This is a genomic window from Acinetobacter sp. YH12117, from assembly GCF_013418865.1.
In the GTDB taxonomy this organism is placed as follows: domain Bacteria; phylum Pseudomonadota; class Gammaproteobacteria; order Pseudomonadales; family Moraxellaceae; genus Acinetobacter; species Acinetobacter indicus.
The window spans coordinates 60,494-81,705 of record NZ_VPBF01000005.1; the positions used below are offsets into that span (position 1 = coordinate 60,494).

General features: G+C 47.0%; 18 protein-coding genes. 13 read left to right on the top strand and 5 right to left on the bottom strand.

From position 1 onward, the window contains the following. Positions 1-165 precede the first annotated feature (165 nt). The 9 genes from FTU55_RS03405 to FTU55_RS03445 all read left to right on the top strand — a co-directional run bounded on the left by FTU55_RS03405 (position 166) and on the right by FTU55_RS03445 (position 12,536). Positions 166-717, top strand: coding sequence for a GNAT family N-acetyltransferase (locus FTU55_RS03405; RefSeq protein WP_180046208.1), 552 nt, complete (start codon positions 166-168; stop codon positions 715-717). Positions 718-1,214: 497 nt separating this feature from the next. Then, positions 1,215-2,084, top strand: a complete 870-nt coding sequence (locus tag FTU55_RS03410; protein WP_075166892.1) for a MetQ/NlpA family ABC transporter substrate-binding protein — start codon at positions 1,215-1,217, stop codon at positions 2,082-2,084. Between the two features lie 75 nt (positions 2,085-2,159). Then, the gene (locus FTU55_RS03415) at positions 2,160-3,185 is read left to right on the top strand and encodes a methionine ABC transporter ATP-binding protein (protein WP_075174374.1); all 1,026 of its coding nucleotides are present in this window, start codon (positions 2,160-2,162) and stop codon (positions 3,183-3,185) included. After that, positions 3,182-3,877 (top strand): methionine ABC transporter permease, encoded by a 696-nt coding sequence (locus tag FTU55_RS03420; protein ID WP_180046193.1) that lies wholly within the window; start codon positions 3,182-3,184, stop codon positions 3,875-3,877. Before FTU55_RS03415 ends, FTU55_RS03420 begins: the two co-directional genes overlap by 4 nt. A gap of 273 nt (positions 3,878-4,150) precedes the next feature. Continuing rightward, complete coding sequence (gene dnaE, locus FTU55_RS03425) at positions 4,151-7,717, top strand: DNA polymerase III subunit alpha (RefSeq protein ID WP_045794911.1); 3,567 nt, start codon at positions 4,151-4,153, stop codon at positions 7,715-7,717. 29 nt (positions 7,718-7,746) lie between these two features. Beyond that, on the top strand, positions 7,747-8,601 hold the full coding sequence (locus FTU55_RS03430; protein WP_005178798.1) for an RNA methyltransferase: 855 nt from the start codon (positions 7,747-7,749) through the stop codon (positions 8,599-8,601). Further along, entirely contained in the window at positions 8,594-9,403 is an 810-nt protein-coding gene (gene cysE, locus FTU55_RS03435) for a serine O-acetyltransferase (RefSeq protein ID WP_005178800.1), read from the top strand. Before FTU55_RS03430 ends, cysE begins: the two co-directional genes overlap by 8 nt. Before the next feature lie 107 nt (positions 9,404-9,510). Next, positions 9,511-10,419, top strand: a complete 909-nt coding sequence (locus FTU55_RS03440; protein WP_005178801.1) for an ABUW_2363 family tetratricopeptide repeat lipoprotein — start codon at positions 9,511-9,513, stop codon at positions 10,417-10,419. Between the two features lie 113 nt (positions 10,420-10,532). Continuing rightward, the gene (locus FTU55_RS03445) at positions 10,533-12,536 is read left to right on the top strand and encodes a triacylglycerol lipase (RefSeq protein ID WP_218949081.1); all 2,004 of its coding nucleotides are present in this window, start codon (positions 10,533-10,535) and stop codon (positions 12,534-12,536) included. Between the two features lie 76 nt (positions 12,537-12,612). Here the strand turns inward: FTU55_RS03445 and FTU55_RS03450 are convergent, their stop codons facing one another. Both FTU55_RS03450 and FTU55_RS03455 read right to left on the bottom strand, forming a co-directional pair. Continuing rightward, entirely contained in the window at positions 12,613-13,686 is a 1,074-nt protein-coding gene (locus FTU55_RS03450) for a maleylacetate reductase (protein WP_160243025.1), read from the bottom strand. After that, positions 13,686-13,838 carry a hypothetical protein gene (locus FTU55_RS03455; RefSeq protein WP_155756624.1) on the bottom strand — a complete coding sequence of 51 codons (153 nt, stop codon included), beginning with the start codon at positions 13,836-13,838 and terminating at the stop codon, positions 13,686-13,688. Before FTU55_RS03455 ends, FTU55_RS03450 begins: the two co-directional genes overlap by 1 nt. A gap of 207 nt (positions 13,839-14,045) precedes the next feature. Between FTU55_RS03455 and mutS the strand changes: the two genes are divergently transcribed. The 4 genes from mutS (at position 14,046) to FTU55_RS03475 (ending at position 18,859) form a co-directional block, all read left to right on the top strand. Continuing rightward, positions 14,046-16,679: a DNA mismatch repair protein MutS gene (gene mutS / locus FTU55_RS03460; RefSeq protein ID WP_168400064.1), complete on the top strand. Its 2,634-nt coding sequence runs from the start codon at positions 14,046-14,048 to the stop codon at positions 16,677-16,679. Positions 16,680-16,884: 205 nt separating this feature from the next. Beyond that, positions 16,885-17,208: a ferredoxin FdxA gene (gene fdxA / locus FTU55_RS03465; protein ID WP_005178805.1), complete on the top strand. Its 324-nt coding sequence runs from the start codon at positions 16,885-16,887 to the stop codon at positions 17,206-17,208. A gap of 130 nt (positions 17,209-17,338) precedes the next feature. After that, positions 17,339-18,061 (top strand): D-Ala-D-Ala carboxypeptidase family metallohydrolase, encoded by a 723-nt coding sequence (locus FTU55_RS03470; protein ID WP_005178806.1) that lies wholly within the window; start codon positions 17,339-17,341, stop codon positions 18,059-18,061. Between the two features lie 132 nt (positions 18,062-18,193). Continuing rightward, entirely contained in the window at positions 18,194-18,859 is a 666-nt protein-coding gene (locus FTU55_RS03475; protein WP_005178807.1) for an O-methyltransferase, read from the top strand. Between the two features lie 142 nt (positions 18,860-19,001). Here FTU55_RS03475 and FTU55_RS03480 read toward each other — a convergent pair whose 3' ends face one another. The 3 genes from FTU55_RS03480 to FTU55_RS03490 form a co-directional block, all read right to left on the bottom strand. Then, complete coding sequence (locus FTU55_RS03480; protein WP_005178808.1) at positions 19,002-19,844, bottom strand: universal stress protein; 843 nt, start codon at positions 19,842-19,844, stop codon at positions 19,002-19,004. Positions 19,845-19,980: 136 nt separating this feature from the next. Continuing rightward, complete coding sequence (locus FTU55_RS03485) at positions 19,981-20,598, bottom strand: DapH/DapD/GlmU-related protein (RefSeq protein WP_005178809.1); 618 nt, start codon at positions 20,596-20,598, stop codon at positions 19,981-19,983. Continuing rightward, positions 20,591-21,190 (bottom strand): YigZ family protein, encoded by a 600-nt coding sequence (locus FTU55_RS03490; protein WP_180046194.1) that lies wholly within the window; start codon positions 21,188-21,190, stop codon positions 20,591-20,593. The genes FTU55_RS03485 and FTU55_RS03490 overlap by 8 nt, the downstream gene beginning before the upstream one ends. Positions 21,191-21,212: the final 22 nt, after the last annotated feature.

Sequence of the window (21,212 nt, forward strand, 5' to 3'; positions counted from 1 at the left end):
ATGCTTCGAAAGTTTCCCTCTCCTCTCAGGAGAGGGTCAGGGAGAGGTGAAAACCCTCACCCTAAAGGCAGAAGGGATTTCATGTCTTATCTCATTACGGAAATTATCATTCTTTTCTTGATAAATGCATTTATGATGCATCAAGAGCTTATTAATCGTTTTAACATGAAAATCCACCTGCAAACCCCTCGCCTGATCCTCCGCCAATGGCAAGACAGCGACGCTGCCCCATTTATCCAAATGTGTGCCGACCCTGAAGTCATGCGTTATTTCCTCAATCCCTTGACCGAGCAGCAAAGTCTGGCTTTTATGCAACGCATCCAGAATTTTATTGCCACACACGGCTGGGGCCTGTTTGCTGTCGAACTAAAAAGTAGCGGTGAATTTATCGGGTTTATTGGTTTACATCAGCATCTAGAACACTATGATTTTGCCCCATGTATTGAAATTGGCTGGCGACTAGCCAAGCAATACTGGCACAACGGTTATGCCACCGAAGGCTCAAAAGCCGTACTGGATTATGCTTTTCGTGAGCTACAGCTGGACAACGTAGTTTCCTTTACTACCGTGCTCAACACGCCCTCGGAAAAAGTCATGCAAAAAATTGGCTTAAGCAAAGTCAAAACCTTTGCGCATCCGCTGGTGCCGGCAGATCATCCTTTACTCATGCATGTGCTCTATCAAATTGATCGCCAAAGCTATCTGCAAGTGCATTAAAAATCTCAAGTTTGGATGAAAACTGTCATAGGATTGAAGGAAATAATCATTATAAAGATCTATCATCCTACCCCATCTGTGCTATATCTATTTTTACGATTTAGATTGGATAATTTTTTATATAAACATCTATAAGATTTTTTCATAGATTTAGCCCTTTCAATTCAAAATAGTAAATTGATTTATTTATTCTTTTCTTATTTCATGAACTTTACTTATGCAGGAATACGGCTAAAGGTCTAGTTTCTATACACTATTTTGTATATCAATTTATTGTTATGATGTAGACCATTTTTTCGCTATCTTCTAAAAATAAAGTTTTCAATTACATGGCTTTAAGCGCTTTTAAAGTCAATTGAAAAATACAGCAGATAGCTGAAAGCCTAAACGAATTCGCGCACTGGATGGACTTGAATTTCGGCTCAAGTGAAATCCCGGCGCTTAAAATTATCAATAAAGTAACAGCTTGGCTGCTTCACTTTATTTGGGATGGACACATGAAAAAGTTCCTTGGCCTGGTTCTAGGTCTTTCTGTTGGTTTAGCTGGCTGTGCAAAACAGGAAACGCCGGCAACTGACGCCGCACAAACTGATGCTGCAACTGTACAAACCGTCACCATGGCATCTACCGGTTCCGATGCTGACATCTGGCGCTATATTGCGACTTTGCCTGAAACTGAAGCGGCGGGTATCAAGCTGGAAGTGAAAAACTTCACCGATTACGTTTCAATGAACACCGCTGTGGCAAACAACGAAATTGATGTGAACGCATTCCAGTCTTATGCTTATCTGGTGGCTTACAATGCCAACAATGAGCAGAAGATTGCGCCGGTTTCGACCACCTATCTTGAGCCAATGGGTATTTACTCAAGCAAAGTGAAAAAAGTGGAAGAGTTCCAGAACGGCGCGACCATTGCTATTCCGAATGATGCAGCCAATGAAGCGCGTGCCCTGCTGTTATTGCAATCTGCAGGTCTGATCAAGCTGAAAGCAGGCTTCTCTCCTGCAACGGGCACTCCAAATGACATTACTGAAAATGCCAAAGCAATTGTCATCAAGCCAATTCAAATGGCGACTGCAGTTCGTGTTAAAGATGAAGTGGATGCCATTGTGCTAGGCAATACCCTAGCGATGGAAGGCGGTTTAAACGTACTGAAAGATTCAATCTTCTACGAACCAATTGACCAGAGCACCAAGCTGAACGTCAACGTATTGGCAGTTGCAGAAGCACGTAAAGATGACCCGATCCTGAAAAAAGTCGGTGAGCTTTATCACACTGAAGCGGTGAAACAGTATGTAGATCAAAACTTCGGTGGCACAAAAGTTGCGGTAAATAAACCTGTCAGCTATTTAACTGAAACCAATTAAGCATATAATGCTGAGTTAACAAACAGGCAAAGTGTACTTTGCCTGTTTTTCATTTTTGTACAGTTTCTTGACGCTATGATCGAATTTAAGAATATTTCCAAACATTATCAGCTTAAAGGCCAGACCATTCGCGCGCTGGATCAGGTCAATCTGCAAATTCCAGATGGCAGTATCTTTGGAATTATTGGTTATAGTGGTGCAGGAAAAAGTACCCTCATTCGCCTGATTAATTTGCTGGAACGCCCGAATGAAGGTCAGGTAATCATCAATAACACCGACTTTACCGCTTTAAGTGCCAAGGCGCTGCGTCAGGAACGTGCCAATATCGGCATGATTTTCCAGCACTTTAACCTGCTGCAAACCAAAACCGTAGCGGCCAATATTGAAATGCCGATGAAACTGCTCGGCTGGTCGGCGGCAGAGCGTGAAAAACGCCTGAATGAACTGCTCGAATTTATTGATCTGAAACATAAAAAAGATGCCTATCCAGATGAGCTGTCTGGCGGTCAAAAACAGCGGGTCGGGATTGCCCGTGCCCTGGCCAATCATCCTAAAATCTTACTTTGTGATGAAGCCACCAGTGCGCTGGATCCGCAAACCACGCAATCGGTGCTGGAACTGCTAAAAAAAATTAATCGTGAACAAGGCATTACCATTGTCATGGTCACCCATGAAATGGATGTAATTGAATCAGTCTGTGATTATGTGGCCGTTATGGAACATGGCCAGGTGATTGAAACCGGTTCTACCCTGGACATTTTTAGCCAGCCGCAGCATCCAACCACCAAGAATTTTATTCAAACCGTGCTGCAACAGCAGTTACCGGTGAATATTTTAAACAATCTGGAAAACCAGAATCAGCACAGTATTTACTGCCTGAAATTTTTAGGGAAATCGGCGCAGGAAACCGTGATTCAGGCAGTAATTAAACAGTTTGATTTAAGCCTGAATATTTTATTTGCTAACATGACTGAAATTAATGGCGCGGTGATTGGGCAGATGTTTATTCAGTTGCTAGGGGACCCGGCCATTATTCAGCAAGCACTTCAGTTCCTCGAACAAAATGGGGTTCAGGTTGAACAAGCAGGAGTACAAGGATGAGAGATTTAATTGTCCAGTGGCTCACCAGCCTGACCGCGCCGTTCTGGAAAAGCGCCCTGTCGATGGACCAGTTTGTCACAGCCTTACAAGAAACTTTCCACATGGTGTTTTTTGCCATGCTGTTTGGCTGCATCTGGGGTTTTATTCAGGGGATTATCCTGGTCGCTACCCGTCCGGGCGGGATTTTACCACACCGCACGATTTATCATAGCCTGAACCCGATTGTAAATGCGCTACGTTCTCTGCCGTTTATTATCCTGTTAATTGCCGTTATTCCTTTAACCAAGTTTCTGGTCGGTACCTCAATTGGCACATGGGCTGCCATTGTCCCGCTGACCATTTATGTGGGTCCATATATTGGCCGTCTGGTGGAAACCTCATTGCTGGAAGTGAATGAAGGGATTATTGAGTCAGCACAAGCCATGGGTGCGACACCGCTGCAGATTATTTTCAAGTTTATTTTGCCGGAAGCACGTAGCTCGCTGATTCTAAACCTGACCACCGCCACCATCAGCCTGATTGGTGCAACTGCAATGGCCGGTGCCGTCGGTGCCGGCGGGATTGGTGATCTGGCGATTTCTTACGGTTACCAGCGTTTTGATACCAGCGTGGTGATTCTGACCGTCATTGTGCTGCTGATTCTGGTGCAAATTGTGCAGATGCTGGGTGAATGGCTGGCTAAACTCAGATAAGGGTTCACCTCTCTATTCTCTATCCAAAGCGAGATAGATTACTCGTCCTCAAATCAATCACCCTCTACGGAGGGTTTTATTTTGGCTGTTAATCACCCTCATGGCAGCCCGGAAACGCCGGTTTTCAGCCCATTCAGATTACTGTTCAAGTGATGAGAAACCAATCCGCTACGTTGGTTTACATATCTAAAACTTCGCCATTTCCCCTTAATTTCAAACTGAAAGCCAAAATCCCGTGCTAAAATGTGCAGTGGTTTTTGCAGGGACTGATTTATGCACTTTGTTCATCTTGGTATTCATACTGAATTTTCGATTACAGAATCTATCGTACGTATACCTGATTTAGTCAAAGCCGCAGCCAGTGAAGAAATGCCTGCCCTGGCCATCACCGACCTGTCCAACCTGCATGCCGCCGTCAAATTCTATGGCAAATGTCTGGGCAAAGGCATCAAGCCGATCATGGGTTCGGAAATCCGCCTGAATGATGCCGAACATCGCATGACCTTACTGGCCATGAACAATCATGGCTGGCGTAATCTGACCGAAATCGTGTCGCGCGGTTTTATTGAAGGCCAGCAGCTGGATATTCCCTGCGTACAGAAAGACTGGGTCTTGGAGCAGCATGACGATTTAATCGCCCTGCTCGGCATTCACTCCGATGTCGGTAAAATGCTCTGTACCTCGAACCCGCAAAAAGCCGAACCTTTACTTGAAGAATGGATTGCCAAGTTTGGAAACCGGGTTTATCTGGCCCTGACCCGCACCAATCGCCCGAATGAAGAAGACTTCATTTATGAAGCGGTACAGCTGGCGAAAAAATATAATATTGGCGTGGTGGCACATAATGATGTGCACTTCATCAGCCGTGAAGATTTTGAAGCGCATGAAGCGCGCGTCTGTATTGCCGATGGTTATGTTTTGGGCGATAGCCGCCGACCAAAAAACTACAGCCCGGAGCAGTATTTTAAAACCGCTGCAGAAATGACCGAGCTGTTTGCCGACATTCCGTCTGCCATTGAAAACACCTATCACATTGCCAAGCGCTGTAATGTGACGCTGCAACTGGGCAAATACTTCCTGCCGGATTACCCGATTCCGGAAGGCCATACCATTGAAACCTTCTTTGCGCATTTATCCAAGGAAGGGCTGGAAGAGCGCCTGAACCATCTTTATCCGGTAGCGCAGCGCGATGAAGACTGGCCTGAAATCCGCAAACCGTATGATGAGCGGATTGAATACGAAATTAATATTATTAACTCGATGGGATTCCCGGGTTACTTTCTGATCGTGATGGACTTCATTCAGTGGTCGAAGAATAACGGCGTGCCGGTCGGTCCGGGTCGTGGTTCGGGTGCCGGCTCGCTGGTGGCGTACAGTTTAAAAATTACCGATCTGGATCCGCTGCGCTATGAACTGCTGTTCGAACGTTTCCTGAACCCGGAACGTGTCTCGATGCCCGACTTTGACGTCGACTTCTGTATTGCCGGCCGTGACCGCGTGATTGACTACGTGGCCCGTACCTATGGCCGTGATGCGGTATCGCAGATTGCCACCTTCGGTACCATGGCCGCTAAAGGCGCGATTCGTGACGTGGCCCGGGTTTTGGGTAAATCTTATGGTCTGGCCGACCGTATTTCCAAAATGATTCCGACCAAACCTTTGGGTCTGAGTCTGGAAGAGTCGCTGGCGGCTGAACCGCAGTTAAAAGATATTGTCACCAATCCGGGTAACCCGGACTATGACGATGCTTCTGAAATCTGGGAAATGGCATTAAAGCTCGAAGGCATTACCCGAAATACCGGTAAACACGCCGGTGGTGTGGTCATTGCACCGACCAAAATTACCGACTTCTCTGCGGTACTGTGCGATGCCGATGGCACCGGCCGGGTGGCCCAATACGATAAAGATGACGTTGAAGCCGCCGGTCTGGTCAAGTTCGACTTCCTGGGGCTGCGTAACCTGACTGTAATTGAAGATGCGGTGCAGAATATTAATAAACGGGTTAAACCCGAGATCCCGCTGGATATTGCCCATATTCCGCTGGATGACAAAGATGCCTATTTGGTCTTTGCCAATGCCAATACCACCGCGGTATTCCAGTTTGAATCCGTGGGCATGAAAAAGATGCTGAAAGAAGCACGCCCGAGTAAATTTGAAGAAATTATTGCTTTCGTATCTTTGTATCGTCCGGGTCCAATGGACCTGATTCCGGACTTTATTCATCGTATGCATGGCGGTGAATTTGAATACCTGCATCCGCTGCTCGAAGGCGTACTAGAGCCAACTTACGGGATTATGGTGTATCAGGAGCAGGTGATGCAGGCCGCACAGTACTGTGCCGGCTATACGCTTGGTGGTGCAGACTTGCTGCGCCGTGCCATGGGTAAGAAAAAACCCGAAGAAATGGTCAAGCAGCGTAAAATCTTTATTGAAGGTGCGGCCCAAAAAGATATTGATGAAGCCACCGCCAACCATATTTTCGACTATATGGAAAAGTTCGCCGGCTATGGTTTTAACAAATCACACGCGGCTGCCTATGCGTTAGTGGCCTACCAGACCGCCTGGCTCAAAGCCCATTACCCGGCTGAGTTCCTGGCTGCCGTCATGTCCTCGGAAATGCAGAACACCGATAACGTGGTGTTCCTGATTGATGACTGCCGCCACAATGGTCTGGAAGTATTACCACCGTCGGTGAATATGTCGCTGTATCATTTCCATGCCACCGATGACAAAACCATTGTGTATGGTTTAGGCGCAATTAAAGGCGTGGGTGAACAGGCCATGCAATCGGTGATTGATTCGCGTATCCAGCAAGGACCATATAAAGACCTGTTTGATTTCTGTCACCGGATTGACCTGAAAAAAATCAATAAACGCACCTTAGAGGCCCTGATTCGTGCCGGTGCGCTAGACTGTTTAGGCATTGAACGTTCCAGCCTGATGGCGCAGTTACCAGAAGCGGTGCAAGCTGCAGAACAGGCCCGTTCTAACCGTGAAACCGGGATTATGGACCTGTTTGGTGAAGTCGAAGAAGTGCAGCGCAAACCGGCCAAACCGGTTAAACCGTGGTCCGATGAAGTCCGCTTAAAAGGTGAAAAAGATACTTTAGGCCTGTACCTGACCGGCCACCCGATTGATGTATACCGGGCTGAGCTGAAATCCTTTATTCCGGCGCGAATTAATGAACTGAGTCCGACCCGCCGTGGGGTCACCACAGTCTTTGCCGGACTGGTGCTGGATGTGGCCAACTTCCCGAACCGGGTGGTGGTGACCTTAGATGATGGCACCGCACGAATTGAAGTATCAGCCAATCACGAGCGTTTCCAGCGCTTTAAAGACATCATCCAGGTTGAAAAAGTGGTGGTGATTGAAGGCGAAATTTATGAGCGCGAAGGTTTTGACCGTCCAATGGGGCGTCTGACCAAAGCCTTTAGCCTAAATGAAATCCGTCAGAAACGTGCTAACAGTATCAAGATTACGCTATCTGCCGAACATGACAGTAAAACGCTGAGTCGTGATGTACAGCAGATTTTGATGCCGTATACCAATATTGATATGAGCACGCATATTCCTGTGATTCTGTATGTAGATTATGGTTATGCCACTGCTGAACTGCATTTAGGCGTGCAATGGAAAGTCGCGCCAATGGATGAACTGCTGATCAAGCTACGTGATTATTTTGGTAAAGATGCTCTGCATATCGAATATCAGGTGAAATCTAAAGCTGCCCAAGCGGTGGCGCATGAGCCCAAGCCTGCCCACGTTCCGGCACCTCCAGCGGACATGAGCATGGATGATGCGCTCGATTTATATCAGGCCGAAATGGGTCAATATTCTTAATTTAAAATTTTCTTTATTCTGGACCTTGTATGAGTCAAGTCGACAATGCTGCCTTGTCAGCACATCTCTCCCATGTGCGTATTGTCATGGTCAATACCACTCTGCCCGCCAATATCGGCAGCGCCTTACGCGCCATGAAAACCATGGGCCTGTCCAAACTGGTGCTGGTCGCACCGAAGACCTATCCGCATCCGGATATTGACGCACTGGCGGCCGGTGCCACCGATCTGATTGAACAGATTGAAATTGTCGACACCCTGGAACAGGCCATTCAGGACTGTCATCTGGTGTTTGGTACCAGTGCGCGCAGCCGCACCATTCCCTGGCCGCTGCTGGATGTCCGCCCGGCTGCGGAAAAAGCCATGCAGGCCGTGACAGCATCGCATCAGGAAATTGCGGTGATTTTTGGCCGTGAAGATCGTGGTCTGACCAATGAAGAACTGGCCCTGGCCAATTACCATGTCACCATTCCGGTGAATAGCGATTACGGCGTGTTAAACGTGGCCCAGGCCATTCAGATTATCTGTTATGAAATGCGGATGGCAGCCATGGCCCGGGTAGAACAGCAGCCAGACCCTAAAGCCACCATGCAGGTTCTTGATGGCATTGAAATGGAATGGGATGAACCTTTAGTGACCCATGCCCAGATGGAACAGTTCTATCCGCATATTGAAAAAATGCTGGCCGAGATTGAATTTATGGATCCGAAAAATCCAAGATTATTACCTTTGCGCTTGCGTCGGCTTTTTGGACGTATACAATTAGATCGTATGGAATATCACTTATTACGTGGCATTTTTAGTCGCGTACAGGCATTGAATAACGGTTCATGGAAAAAATCATCAACAACATCGACACAGGACGAGGATCAAGATAATGCTTAAACAGCTCAAAGAAGATATACAAGCTGTCTTTGCGCGCGATCCTGCTGCACGCAATACCTTGGAAGTCTTAACCACCTATCCCGGCATTCATGCCCTGATCATGCATCGGGTTGCACATGAACTCTGGAACAAAGACTGCAAGGGTTCGGCGCGCCTGCTGTCTTCATTTAGCCGCTTTGCCACCGGTATTGAAATTCATCCAGGTGCGAAAATTGGTCGCCGTTTTTTTATTGACCACGGTATGGGTGTGGTGATTGGTGAAACAGCCGAAATTGGCGATGATGTGACCCTGTATCATGGCGTGACCCTTGGGGGGACCACGTGGAACAAAGGCAAACGTCACCCGACTTTAGAAGATGGCGTGATTGTTGGTGCTGGCGCGAAAATTCTCGGGCCATTTACCGTGGGTAAAAATGCCAAAGTCGGTTCCAATGCAGTGGTAACCAAAGCGGTACCGGCCAATACCACCGCGGTCGGCAATCCGGCGCGTTTTATTACCAAAGATCAGCCGAAAGATGAAGCCGAAGCACGTCGCCGTGACTATGCTGAAAGCATCGGTTTCCAGCCCTATGCGGCCACCCAGGATCAGTCCGATCCGATTCTAGACGGCATGCGGGTCTTGCTAGACCGTATTCAGCACAATGAAAAACGCATGAATACCTTATGCCAGCGTCTGTCTTTACTCGACCCAAGCTTTAAAAAGCAGCAGCAAAACGAACAGCCGTTTAGTGCTGAAGAATTAAAAATTATTGAAGATGTGCGCCGTGAATGTGAAGCACAAAGCAGCCAGTCCAAAGCTTAACAACACGGTAACAGCAAACTTCTTGCCTTCTCTTGCATGTTCGTCACAGATTTTTTAGACTGACGAACATGCTCAGCCATTTTAAAATAAATTAACGGATGAATATTATGACGCTTAAGCCTTTGGCATTTGCTCTGATTGCGACCACTTTAGTTTCAGCCTGTTCCACTGCACCAAAACAACAAAACCCAGCCAATGCACCAATTGTGTTTACCGAGCCTGATCTGACCCCTCCATTTTATGCTTTAAATCCGTTTAATTATGATGCACCTCCTCCATTTGAACTGAACCTGCAACAGGCTGCGGCCCAGCCAGTGACTAAAATGGAAGTAACTGCCCCGGATAATCCATCGAAAAAAATTACTTTAGACACCAACCGTCTGATTATTCCGACCATCAACAACAACCAGCGCAGCTTGAAGTTTGCGGTGCTGGCCGGTGAAAATGAAATTGACATCACCGAAATTGATGACTTTTTACAGATGGTCGAAGGTAAAGCACGTCACTATCCACCACGTTTTACTGACCGTCAGGAACGCCGCGGTTTTGAAGCTAAACTCAAAGAAGTCACCCAACAACTGGACAGCCTGGCGGTACAGGAAAATGCCTCTTTTGATGTGCTGATTCGTGCCTTTAAAGCCAGCGTAATGGCACGTAACCTGGACTTGGGTTCAATTTATACCACCCGTTCTCTGGCTTATGCGCAGCGCATCCTGAAAATTAACAAGGAAGATGCCGAAGCCAATTTCTGGTTTGGTTTTGCCCTGTCTGAAGGTGGCGGTCATCGTGAAGCAATTTCTTATTTAGATAAAGCCATGAAAGCCGGCGTACAGGAAGCCTATCTGGCTGCTGCCAACAACTATATTGCTTTAGAGCAAAAGAAAAATGCGGTACAGACCTTGAAAAACTACAAGATCAAGTATCCGCAAGAAGCAGCTGTGGCAGACCGTTTAATTACTGAAATTGAAAAACAGGGCCGCTGGAATGTCTGGCAAATCATGACACCGAAGGCTTAAGCCCGGTGCAAGAAAAAATAGGTCATGTTAGATGGCCTATTTTTTTGTCAATTGAAAAAACCAAGAAATTCAGTATGATTAAAAAAAACTTATAAAATACGATGCGAATTCACATGACCACTATGACGTATAAGATGATGCTGGCCACCGCGCTCAGCAGTTCCATTCTCGTTGGCTGCCAAACGGTCAGTGTTAAACAGCAAGCATTAAATGTCAGCATTGCCAACGAACGGGAAAGTATTTTATCTCGTGACCGCTTGAGCGAGGCCAGCCTCAATGTCTTGTCCATGACTGGCCGTGAAGCGCAAATCTGTACCGAAAACCCGAAACAGTGTATTGATGAACTGAAGCAGATTCCGGAAATTCTGGATGAACAGCTGCTGTCCACTGCCAGCGAAGTTTATCTGGCCAAAGCCATGCAACTGGCCGATTCTTCCAATTGTAAAATCGGAATTTTAAGCAAACACCAGTCTGAAGAAAAACAGCAATTACAGCAGCAGAACTATCAAAAATGCCTCGACCAGCAGCTGTTTATGCTGGATAAAAGTATCCGTTATAGCTATGCCTATATGTTCAAAACCGAACGGGCACCACAAGACCGGATTTTTGACAACCGTCAGGTACAAATCCGCGACTTTTATAATCAGGCCATTGCCAAACTGGTGTCCAGCTATACCCTGCGCTATCAACCAGATGTAGTGGCCAGCCAGATTCAGGTCGGTGAAAACACCTATCATATTGACTTCAATTATTTTCCGACCTTAAAACAGCAAAAAATCGAGCAGTTAAGAGCCACCTATGACCTGAACTTTTCAGGTTTACGTTCCATTACCCGTCGTGATGGTTTTGGCTCGGAATTTCTGGTCATTCTGCCGGAGCAGCGCGCAGATCAGCCAGAGAAAGCCCGTTATATTATTGATCCTTTAAGCCATCGTTATCCAAACAATCAGAATCCGAATATCCATCAGGCCCGTTATCTGGCGGCAACCCTGGTGGCTGAACCGCAGCAGTTTGGCAATGTAGAGGATATCCTGAACAAGGATTTTCGCCTGCGCGCCTATGATCCCTATAAATATGAACAGGCCCGCATTGCCAATAAAAACTATCCGCTGGCGGCTAATTTTTCTGCGCCTTATGGACTGTGGCTGGCGGAAAATAATCTGCTGAAATCGGCTTATCTGTCACTGATTGACCGTGATGACAAGCTGACCATGCCGCATTTATATTTTCTGGAACCATATAATCCGAATAAAAAAGTGCTGGTTTTGGTGCATGGTCTGGCCAGTAGTCCGGAAGCCTGGATTCGCTTAACCAACGATATTATGGGTGATCCAGTGTTACGCGAGCATTATCAGGTCTGGCAGGTGTTTTATTCGACCAATATGCCAATTATTGAAAGCCGTTTCCAGATTCATGCCCTGCTGACCCAAGCCTTCCAGCAGGTCAACCCTAAAGCCGCAGCAAAAAAAGATGCGGTGCTGGTCGGCCACAGTATGGGCGGGATTATTGCCCGACTCCTGGTCAGTGATGCCGATGTATCCAAAGAAGCCCTGTCGATGATGAGTGGCCGGCAACTGGCCAAATACCGCCGCATTCCCGTGATTCAGCAGCGCCTGATTATGCAGGATATTCCTAACTTTAACCGGGCGATTTTCTTGGCCGCTCCGCACCGCGGCACCGAATATGCCGACCGCTGGTTTACCAAAGTGGCGCGTAAAATTATCCGTTTACCGGGGGCATTTTTAAATGCGGCCACCGATTCATTGTTAAATGAAGATCCGAGCCTGAAAGATCTGGTCAATGAGCTGGATAAAGGCCTGATTCAAAATGGCCCGAGCGATTTAAGCCATCAGTCCAAATTTATTGCCTTAACTCAAGATATTCAGCCACGTAAAGGACTGAAATATCATAGTATTATGGGCAATACCAGTCAGAGTAACGACCCTGCTCTCATCACCGATGATATTGTGGCCTATGAAAGTGCGCATCTGAAACAGGCCCAGTCTGAAAAAATTATTACCGGCGGCCACTCGATTCAGGAAACTCCAGAAGCAGTGTTGGAACTGCGCCGGATTTTACGCTTACACTTGCAGGAGCTGGGTTTATATAAACCTTAACCTGCCAATAAAAAACCGAAGCCTTCAACCGCTTCGGTTTTTTTATCTCTGGAAGATGGCTACATATTGCTATGTATTAAAGTGTGGCAGGAGGCAAACCGGCATAAGCCTGCAGCAACAGCTGCTTTAATTCATCATCGTCATATTCACGCGGATTATAATACGGCGAATCACAAATCATCCGGGCAATGTCCGCCGGGGCGTGTTCCGGTAACCCTAAGTCTTTTAAAGCCAGAGGAATCTGCAGGCGCTGGTTTAATTGATAGATAAAGCGGCCCAGCTCCTCCCGACTGTCAACACCCAGTGCAGCGGCCAGTTGATCCATCGCCTGTACATCGGCATGGCGGTTATAGTGCACCGAATAGGCCAGCATAATCGCGTGGGTTTGCGCATGAGGCAGGTTAAAGGTGCCCCCTAGGCTATGACAGATTTTATGGTGAATCGCCATACCGACCGAACCCAGACAAATCCCAGCCAGCCACGCGCCATAGCTGACCTGTTCACGCAGTTGAATATCGTTCGGATGCTGTACCAGTTCCGGTAAAGCGGTGGCCAGACAACGAATCGCCTCCAGCGCCATCAGGCTAATCACCGGATTTTTATTTTCTGCATACAAGGCCTCCACTGCATGCGCCATGGCATTCATGCCCGAACAGGCAGAAATCTCTGCCGGCAGATTCAGGTTAAGCGCTGGATCATAAATCACGATTTTCGGTAACACCTGTGCAGCTTTGCCGGTGGTTTTCAGCTGATTTTCCGTAATACCATATACTGGGGTCATTTCACTGCCCGCATAGGTGGTCGGAATTGCCACAATTGGCAGATGGGTGTTCAGAGCAATGGCTTTGGCTAAACCAATAGCCGAACCGCCACCAAACGCCAGACAGCAATCCACCTGCAATTCTTGGGCGGCCTGAATCGCCTGTCGTGCCACCTCTACCGGCACGTGCATTACCGCATGTGCATAAGCCGTAACGGTCAAATCACCGAGTTGCCGGGCCAGCTGCTCAGCGGCCTTCTGCTGGCCGGGCGTGGCAATCAGCAGAATCTTGTGATAACCGGCCTGCTTGAGAATATCCTGCGTGCGCTTGGCTTCCCCCGCACCAAAATACACCTGTACTGGCAAAGCCTGATAATAGAATTTGGGCATCATGGGCTCATCTTCATGTTGTTCTTTACCCCAGTATAGAGTGCCTCTCCTGCTGCTTCGAGCGCATTGCTGCAACGCTGCTTTCCATATTTCCTGGTCTTCTCTGCTGCAATCTTCATCAGCTGTATTGCTCGCTTAATTTTCTCCGCCATAAGCTGCTCAGTTTCAGCACAGATTTTCCAGAATCGGTTTTTTCCGCCTAGCTAAATTTGTTAAGATGAAGCGCTTGTTGGGTCGTCAACAGCATCGACGTGCAGGATTTAAACACGATGTTTTATCTGCTCCAGCTGGCCCAAATGACATCCACGCGGTGAAAGCCATTCCAACACCCATGCGTTAATTGAAGGAACTGAATGTACATGAACATGCAAGAAATTGTGGCTGACTTATCTTCGCATACCCCGATGATGCAACAATATTTAAAAGTGAAGATGCAACATCCACATTCTTTAATGTTTTATCGAATGGGTGATTTCTACGAATTATTTTTTGATGATGCGCACAAGGCGGCCAAACTGTTAGGCATTACCCTGACCCATCGCGGTAAGGCCAATGGCCAGCCAATTCCGATGGCCGGCGTGCCCTATCATTCTGCCGAAGGTTATCTGGCGCGACTAGTCAAAAAAGGCGAAACTGTGGTGATCTGCGAGCAAATTGGCGAGGTAACTGGCAAAGGCCCGGTGGAACGTGGCGTAGTACGGATTATTACCCCCGGCACACTCACCGACGATGCGCTGCTCAACAGCTATCAATCTTCCAATCTGGTCGCGCTCTGTTTACAGCAGAACCAGATCGGGATTGCACTGCTAGATTTAAGTGCCGGTATTTTCAAGGTCCAGCAGCAGGAGTATCAACCGGAACAGCTGGCGATTGAACTGTCGCGTCTCATGCCAAGCGAAATTGTGGTCGATGAAGATATTGTCGATCCGAATATCATCGAGTCTGTTAAAAAACAGCTGGATTGCCCGGTTACCAAACGTCCAAATGTCGATTTTAACCTGAATAATGCCCAGAAAACCCTGTGTGACCAGCTAGGCGTAGCTACCCTATCTGGCTTTGGGATTGATCATTTGCCTTTGGCCAAAGCCGCCGCCGCCGCCTTGATTCACTATGCCAAAGAAACCCAAAGAACGGCGTTGCCGCATATCCGCTCGATTCAGCTGGAACAAAGTAGCGATTTTATTGCGCTAGACCCGGTGACCCGGCGTAATCTGGAACTGATTGAACCTTTATTTGAACACGGCACCTCACTGTTTCAGCTGATTAATGACTGCCAGACCGCGATGGGTGGTCGTCTACTTAGCCGCACCTTAATGCAACCGCTACGTGATACCGCACTGCTGGATGCAAGGCTGGATGCGACCGAAGCGATTTTAACCGGTTATCACGATGCACCAATTCGTCTGGTACTGAAAGAAATTAGTGATATTGAACGTGTGCTGAGCCGGGTCGCTTTAGGCAGTGCGCGCCCACGTGATCTGGTGCAGCTGCGTCAGGCCTGTGCCCAGATTCCGTATTTACGTCATGCCGTGCAGCCGATTGTCAGTGCCGGCCAATCCAAATATTTACAACAGCTGAATGAAGAACTGGGCGATTTTCAGGGCCTTTACCAGCGTTTAATGGCGGCCATTGTGGAACAGCCACCGGTGTTGCTGCGTGATGGTAATGTCATTGCCGAAGGCTTTGACAGCGAGCTGGATGAGTTACGTCAAATCCGTGATCATGCCGGCCAGTTCCTGATTGATCTGGAAATTCAGGAGCGTGAACGTACTGGCATCAACACGCTTAAAATTGGCTATAACCGCGTTAGTGGCTACTATATTGAACTGTCCCGTGCGCAGGCTGAACAGGCACCGGAGCATTATATTCGCCGTCAGACCTTAAAAAATGCCGAGCGTTATATCACCCCAGAACTGAAAAGTTTTGAAGACAAAGTATTATCGAGTGAATCACGCGCGCTGGCACGGGAAAAAATGCTGTTTGAAATGCTGCTGGATGAGCTGCGTCAGGACATTGGCAATTTGCAGATGATGAGCAGCGCCATTGCCCAGATTGATGTGCTGGCCAACTTTGCCCATCAGGCCCGCCTGAAAAACTGGACCCGTCCGGAATTTTCACCGGAAATTGGAGTCAAGATTGTCGCCGGCCGTCATCCAGTGGTGGAAGCCTTGAGCAAAACCGCATTTACCCCAAATGACACCACACTGGATTTTAACCATCGTATGGCAATTATTACCGGGCCGAATATGGGCGGTAAATCGACCTTTATGCGCCAGACCGCACTAATTGCCCTGCTTGGCTATTGTGGCAGTTATGTGCCGGCTCAAGCTGCGGTGCTAGGTCCGATTGACCGGATTTTCACCCGGATTGGTTCGGCCGATGACCTGTCTACCGGTAAATCAACCTTTATGGTGGAAATGACCGAAACCTCGCAAATTCTGCATCATGCCACCAATCAGTCACTGGTGCTGATGGATGAAGTCGGCCGTGGCACCAGTACCTATGATGGCCTGTCCCTAGCCTGGGCCTGTGTGCTGGATTTAACCAAACGGATCAAATGCTTATGCCTGTTCGCTACGCATTATTTCGAGCTGACCGAGCTGGGCAAAGAATCAGGTATTGATAATTATCATGTTACGGCCAAAGAACTCAATGGCAACCTGATTTTACTGCATAAAGTCCAGCAGGGTCCGGCCAGCCAGAGTCATGGTTTGCAGGTGGCCAAACTGGCCGGTATTCCTGCCAATGTGATTAAAGAAGCACAAAATCGCCTGAAGATTCTGGAAAAGCAGTCACATCAGTCGGTACAAAAATCGGTCCAGCATGATTTATTCAGTGAACCGGTGGTAGAAACTGAAGTGATTGAACGGATTGTCGAAGTTGAAAAACCATCACCGGCCCTCGAAGCCTTACGCCAACTGGATGTCGATAATCTCACTCCACGTCAGGCTCTAGAACAATTGTATGCCCTGAAAGAGCAGCTAAACACCTGATTCAAGACTTGAATCTCATATATGGAAAGGCTCTCATTTGAGAGTCTTTTTCATTTATAAGTTTTTTTGATGGTTTTATAGCACTTTTATCAAATTTAGTAGCACTGTCTATATCAAATATCAGTAAAAGCAATTGTTAGTTCACATCATTTTTGCCTAAAATACAGCTTAGTTATTAGAACCATATTTTTAGGTAGCTGTCGCCATGACATTTGTTGTCACTGAAAACTGTATTAAATGTAAATATCAAGACTGTGTAGAAGTATGCCCTGTAGATTGTTTCTATGAAGGTCCAAACTTCCTGGTGATTAACCCGGATGAATGTATCGACTGCGCACTATGTGAACCTGAGTGTCCAGCCAATGCGATTTTCTCGGAAGATGAGCTACCAGAAGGTCAGGAAGTATTTATCGAGCTGAATGCTGAACTGGCAGAAAAATGGCCAAATATCACGCAAATTGGTGAACAGCCTGCTGACCGTGAAGAATGGAATGGCAAGCCGGACAAATTACAATACTTAGAAAAGTAATTTTAAAAAGATCAGCAAAAGCTGATCTTTTTTTATACCTAAAACACACATTTGATTGCAATATTTTCAATTTTTACCGAAGCTTTTAGATTAGAATGCTTAGGATTTTAGTAAACGTTTGATTTGCATAATGACGCAATTTCTCAAGGCGGTGCTCTCGCTCAGCATCGTGCCCCTGATCATGCTCGGATGTACAACCACACCGCAGAAAGGGAAAACGATTCATTCGCCTGATGGAAAACGGATTTATATCCCACAAGAAAAAATCAGCTATGAACGCAAGGTCGCACCAAAAGTGGTGCCCTATGCCTATAACAGCTGGATTGCCGTGACCGATAACCTGCGCCAGGTCCGCGAATATGAAAAATTCCTGAATGCTGAAGGCGTCGGCAATATTATTCCAAGTTTTGAATTACTGCGCACCGCACGTGACTGGCAAAAATGTGGCCGCTCGCAATACATGGTGCCCAACCGCGAATTATGGCGCAATCAGATTCCAACCTTAAAAGTCTTTAAATATCTGGTTGCCTCCAAAGTCCTGACCGATTTTGAAGTCACTTCAGTCTATCGCGATTTACCGCTGAACCAGTGCGCTGGTGGTGCCAGTTCCTCACGGCATTTATATAATTCCGCTATTGATTTCCGGATTGGGCCGGAATTTCCACAGCCGCAAGATTATGCCTTTATTGAAAATACCAAGTTCAGACTGTGCCAGTTCTGGACCCAGTATGGTCAAAGCCTGAATATGGGCTTGGGACTGTATGCTTCAGGGCAAATCCATATTGATACGCAGGGCTATCGTACCTGGGGACCGGATTTAAGCCGCTATTCGTCAATGTGCTATTACGAATAAATCCGGATCTGAATACGGAGGTGCTGCGGCACCTCTTTTTATGTCTATTAATTCTGCAACTCTCCCGATAAAAATTGCACTCTAGGGGGAAAAGTTTAAAATGCATGCATTGCAACAAAGGTGCCCCCGACTATGAAACAAATGTGGACCGACCTCGACCACTACATCGAAACACATTTAATTCCTGAAGATCCGATTCTGACCCAAACCTTAAAACATACCGATGATCGGGGGTATCCGGATCACCTTGCTGTTGCGCCCAACCAGGGCATGTTGTTACAGATGTTAATTCAGATGAACGGCTGTAAACGTATTCTGGAACTTGGTACCTTTGCTGCCTATAGCACCATGTGGCTGGCGCGTGCCTTGCCGGAAGATGGCTATATTCTGACTATTGAAGGTCGTGATGCACACGCCGCCGTGGCACAGGAAAATATTGATCAGGCCAAGCTGAAACAGACTATTGATTTGCGTGTGGGCCGCGCCGCCGATATTTTAAAAAGCCTGCCAGCTGATACTGCCCCGTTTGACTTTATTTTTATTGATGCGGATAAACAGAGCTATCCGGAATATCTGGAACTGAGCCTGAATCTGTCACGCTCCGGCACCTTAATTTTTCTGGACAATGTAATTCGCGCCGGTGACATCATCAATCCGGACAATCACAAGCCCAGCATTGAAGGCATTCGCGAGATGTTTAAGCTAATGCAGGAGCATCCACGTTTATTGTCTTCAACTGCCTTACAAACGGTAGGCAGCAAAGGGCATGATGGCTTTGCCTTGGCCATCGTTAAATAAGGCCCAAACAGAACAAAAAACACACAAAATAATATTTATTTTATTTTTTATAAACTTACATATACTGTCCATATAGTTATCCACAATAAATGCGGATAACCTTGGACAGTAATTCATCAGATGCGTGTAAGATATTTGGGCTTTATTTCACCACCAGTAACGGCACATTGGAATTCCGGAAAATGGTGGTGGTAATACTGCCTAAGAAAAACTGATGGATTTTGCTGTGGCTAAAGGCCCCAAGCAAAATTAGCTGAATACCATGTTCACGCTGATAATCCAGAATATTCTCCGCCACATCTCCATAACGATATTCCACCACCACATCTAAACCAGCGGCTTTTAAATACTGGGTCGGTTCATTTAATATTTCCGGATGATCACCCACATACAGCAAATGACATTGCAGCAGACGCAGCAAATCACTTTGGGTGATGCGCTTCATGATTTTTAAGCAGGTTGGTGAATATTCATAAGCGAAAATAAAACGGGTTGGCGGCTTAAACTGCTCGCCCACGGTCATAACGGCACAATTGGCCCCGCGGATAAAGTTTTCGACGTTACTGCCCAGGGCTTTATTGCGTTCGGCGGAACGCTCCCCAACCCGGCCGATGACCGCAATATCATCTTCTTGCAAGACATTAAAACTTTGTTCAAGAAAATCGCCTTTTTCCTGAATCTGGGTCGGCACGATATTATATTTTTGCTGCACCATCTCGGAAATATGACGCAGCAGATTATTGCTATATTCCAGCGCAATGTCGCTCTGCTTCTGTTCCAGCTCGGCCAGTTCCTTCAATAACATGGCATTGCTTTCAAAACCAATGACCCCGCTAATTTCACCTAAGTGATAACTGGCCGGATAATAGTCCAGCACCTGTAACAGCACCAGTTCCCGCTGGGTCTGCTTGGCTATCCACGCTGCGGCTTCCGCGAGTGCATTGATACAGGGTGAAGAATCAATACAGGCAATTACTCGTTTCATTGTCGCCTCTCTTGTTGCCTGTCTGCCAGGCTTTCGTTTTAATTGTTATCTAAAACTTAGCATAAGTCCTCAGCGGATGACATGACAAAATGTAAATAAAACACAGACATTTGAAGATAGAGAGCTATGTATGAGATTAATCACGATAACGAATCAAACGTGCCGGATTCCCCGCGACAATGGCCCGGCTTTCAATATCTTTGGTGACCATACTGTGCATGCCGACAACCGCATGGGCGCCAATTTTAATACCATCCTTAACGCCGACATGAGCACCCAGCCAGACATCGCGTTCAATTTCGATGCCCTGCGAACGCACCGGCTGCTGGTAAATCGGCTGAGCCAAATCCATGCCATGATCAAAGGCATATAAATGGCAATAGGCGGCAATACGCACCTGATCGTGAATCTTAATGCCGACCCGGCCACCATCTAGAATACTATGATGATTAATTGCCACTTCACTGCCAATGTCCAACGGGCCATGCAAGGTACAATCTGCGGCAATAAAGGTATTATCCCCAATAATAATTTTACGTCCCGGTTCGGCAAAAATATGTGCCAACGGTGAAATAAAGCAGTTCTCGCCAATTTCTACCGTTTCCATCTCCATCAAATAGGCCTGATAGTCTTTTTGCCAGGCTTCGGCCCAAACCCGGTTTTTCGGTTTCAGCGACCAGTACAACCATGGCATATAATTCAGCCGATGTTTATGCTGTTCCCGATATTTCAGCAAAGGATCATGTTCAGTCATCTGCTGGCTCCTCCATGACTTTGAGCTGTTCCCGGCCACGGGTAACGTCCTGAATTTTTAAGGCCAAAGGCTCAATCTGATGCACCTGTAATAAGGCATTGACCTGCACGCCATCTGCCCCGTACTGTTCCTGAAACTCGATATTCTGGCTATTCAGTTCATATTGAAAAATGGCCCATTCATTAAACCGGCACTGAAACTCGACTTTTTTCTTTTCAATCAGTTCAATTTTTTCTGCCAGCAGCAGGCATTGCCCGGCACAACCGCCATAGGCACGCACTAGGCCACCGGTGCCAAGTTTAATCCCGCCATACCAGCGATTGACCAGCACCAGCACATTGGTCAGCTCATTGCCCTCAATGGTAGCCAGAATAGGTCGGCCGGCAGTGCCAGAAGGTTCACCATCATCATTAAAACGCACCTGATGGCCAATTTTCCATGCCCAGCATTGATGGGTAGTGGTCAGGTCTTTGTTGGCTTCCAGAAAATCTTTAACCGCCTGTTCGTTTTCTACCGGTACGGCAATGGCCTCAAAACGGCTCTTTTTAATATCTTCTTCAAAGCGAACAAGGGAGGCAATGGTAAATGGCATAACACAGCTAAAATGCAATAAT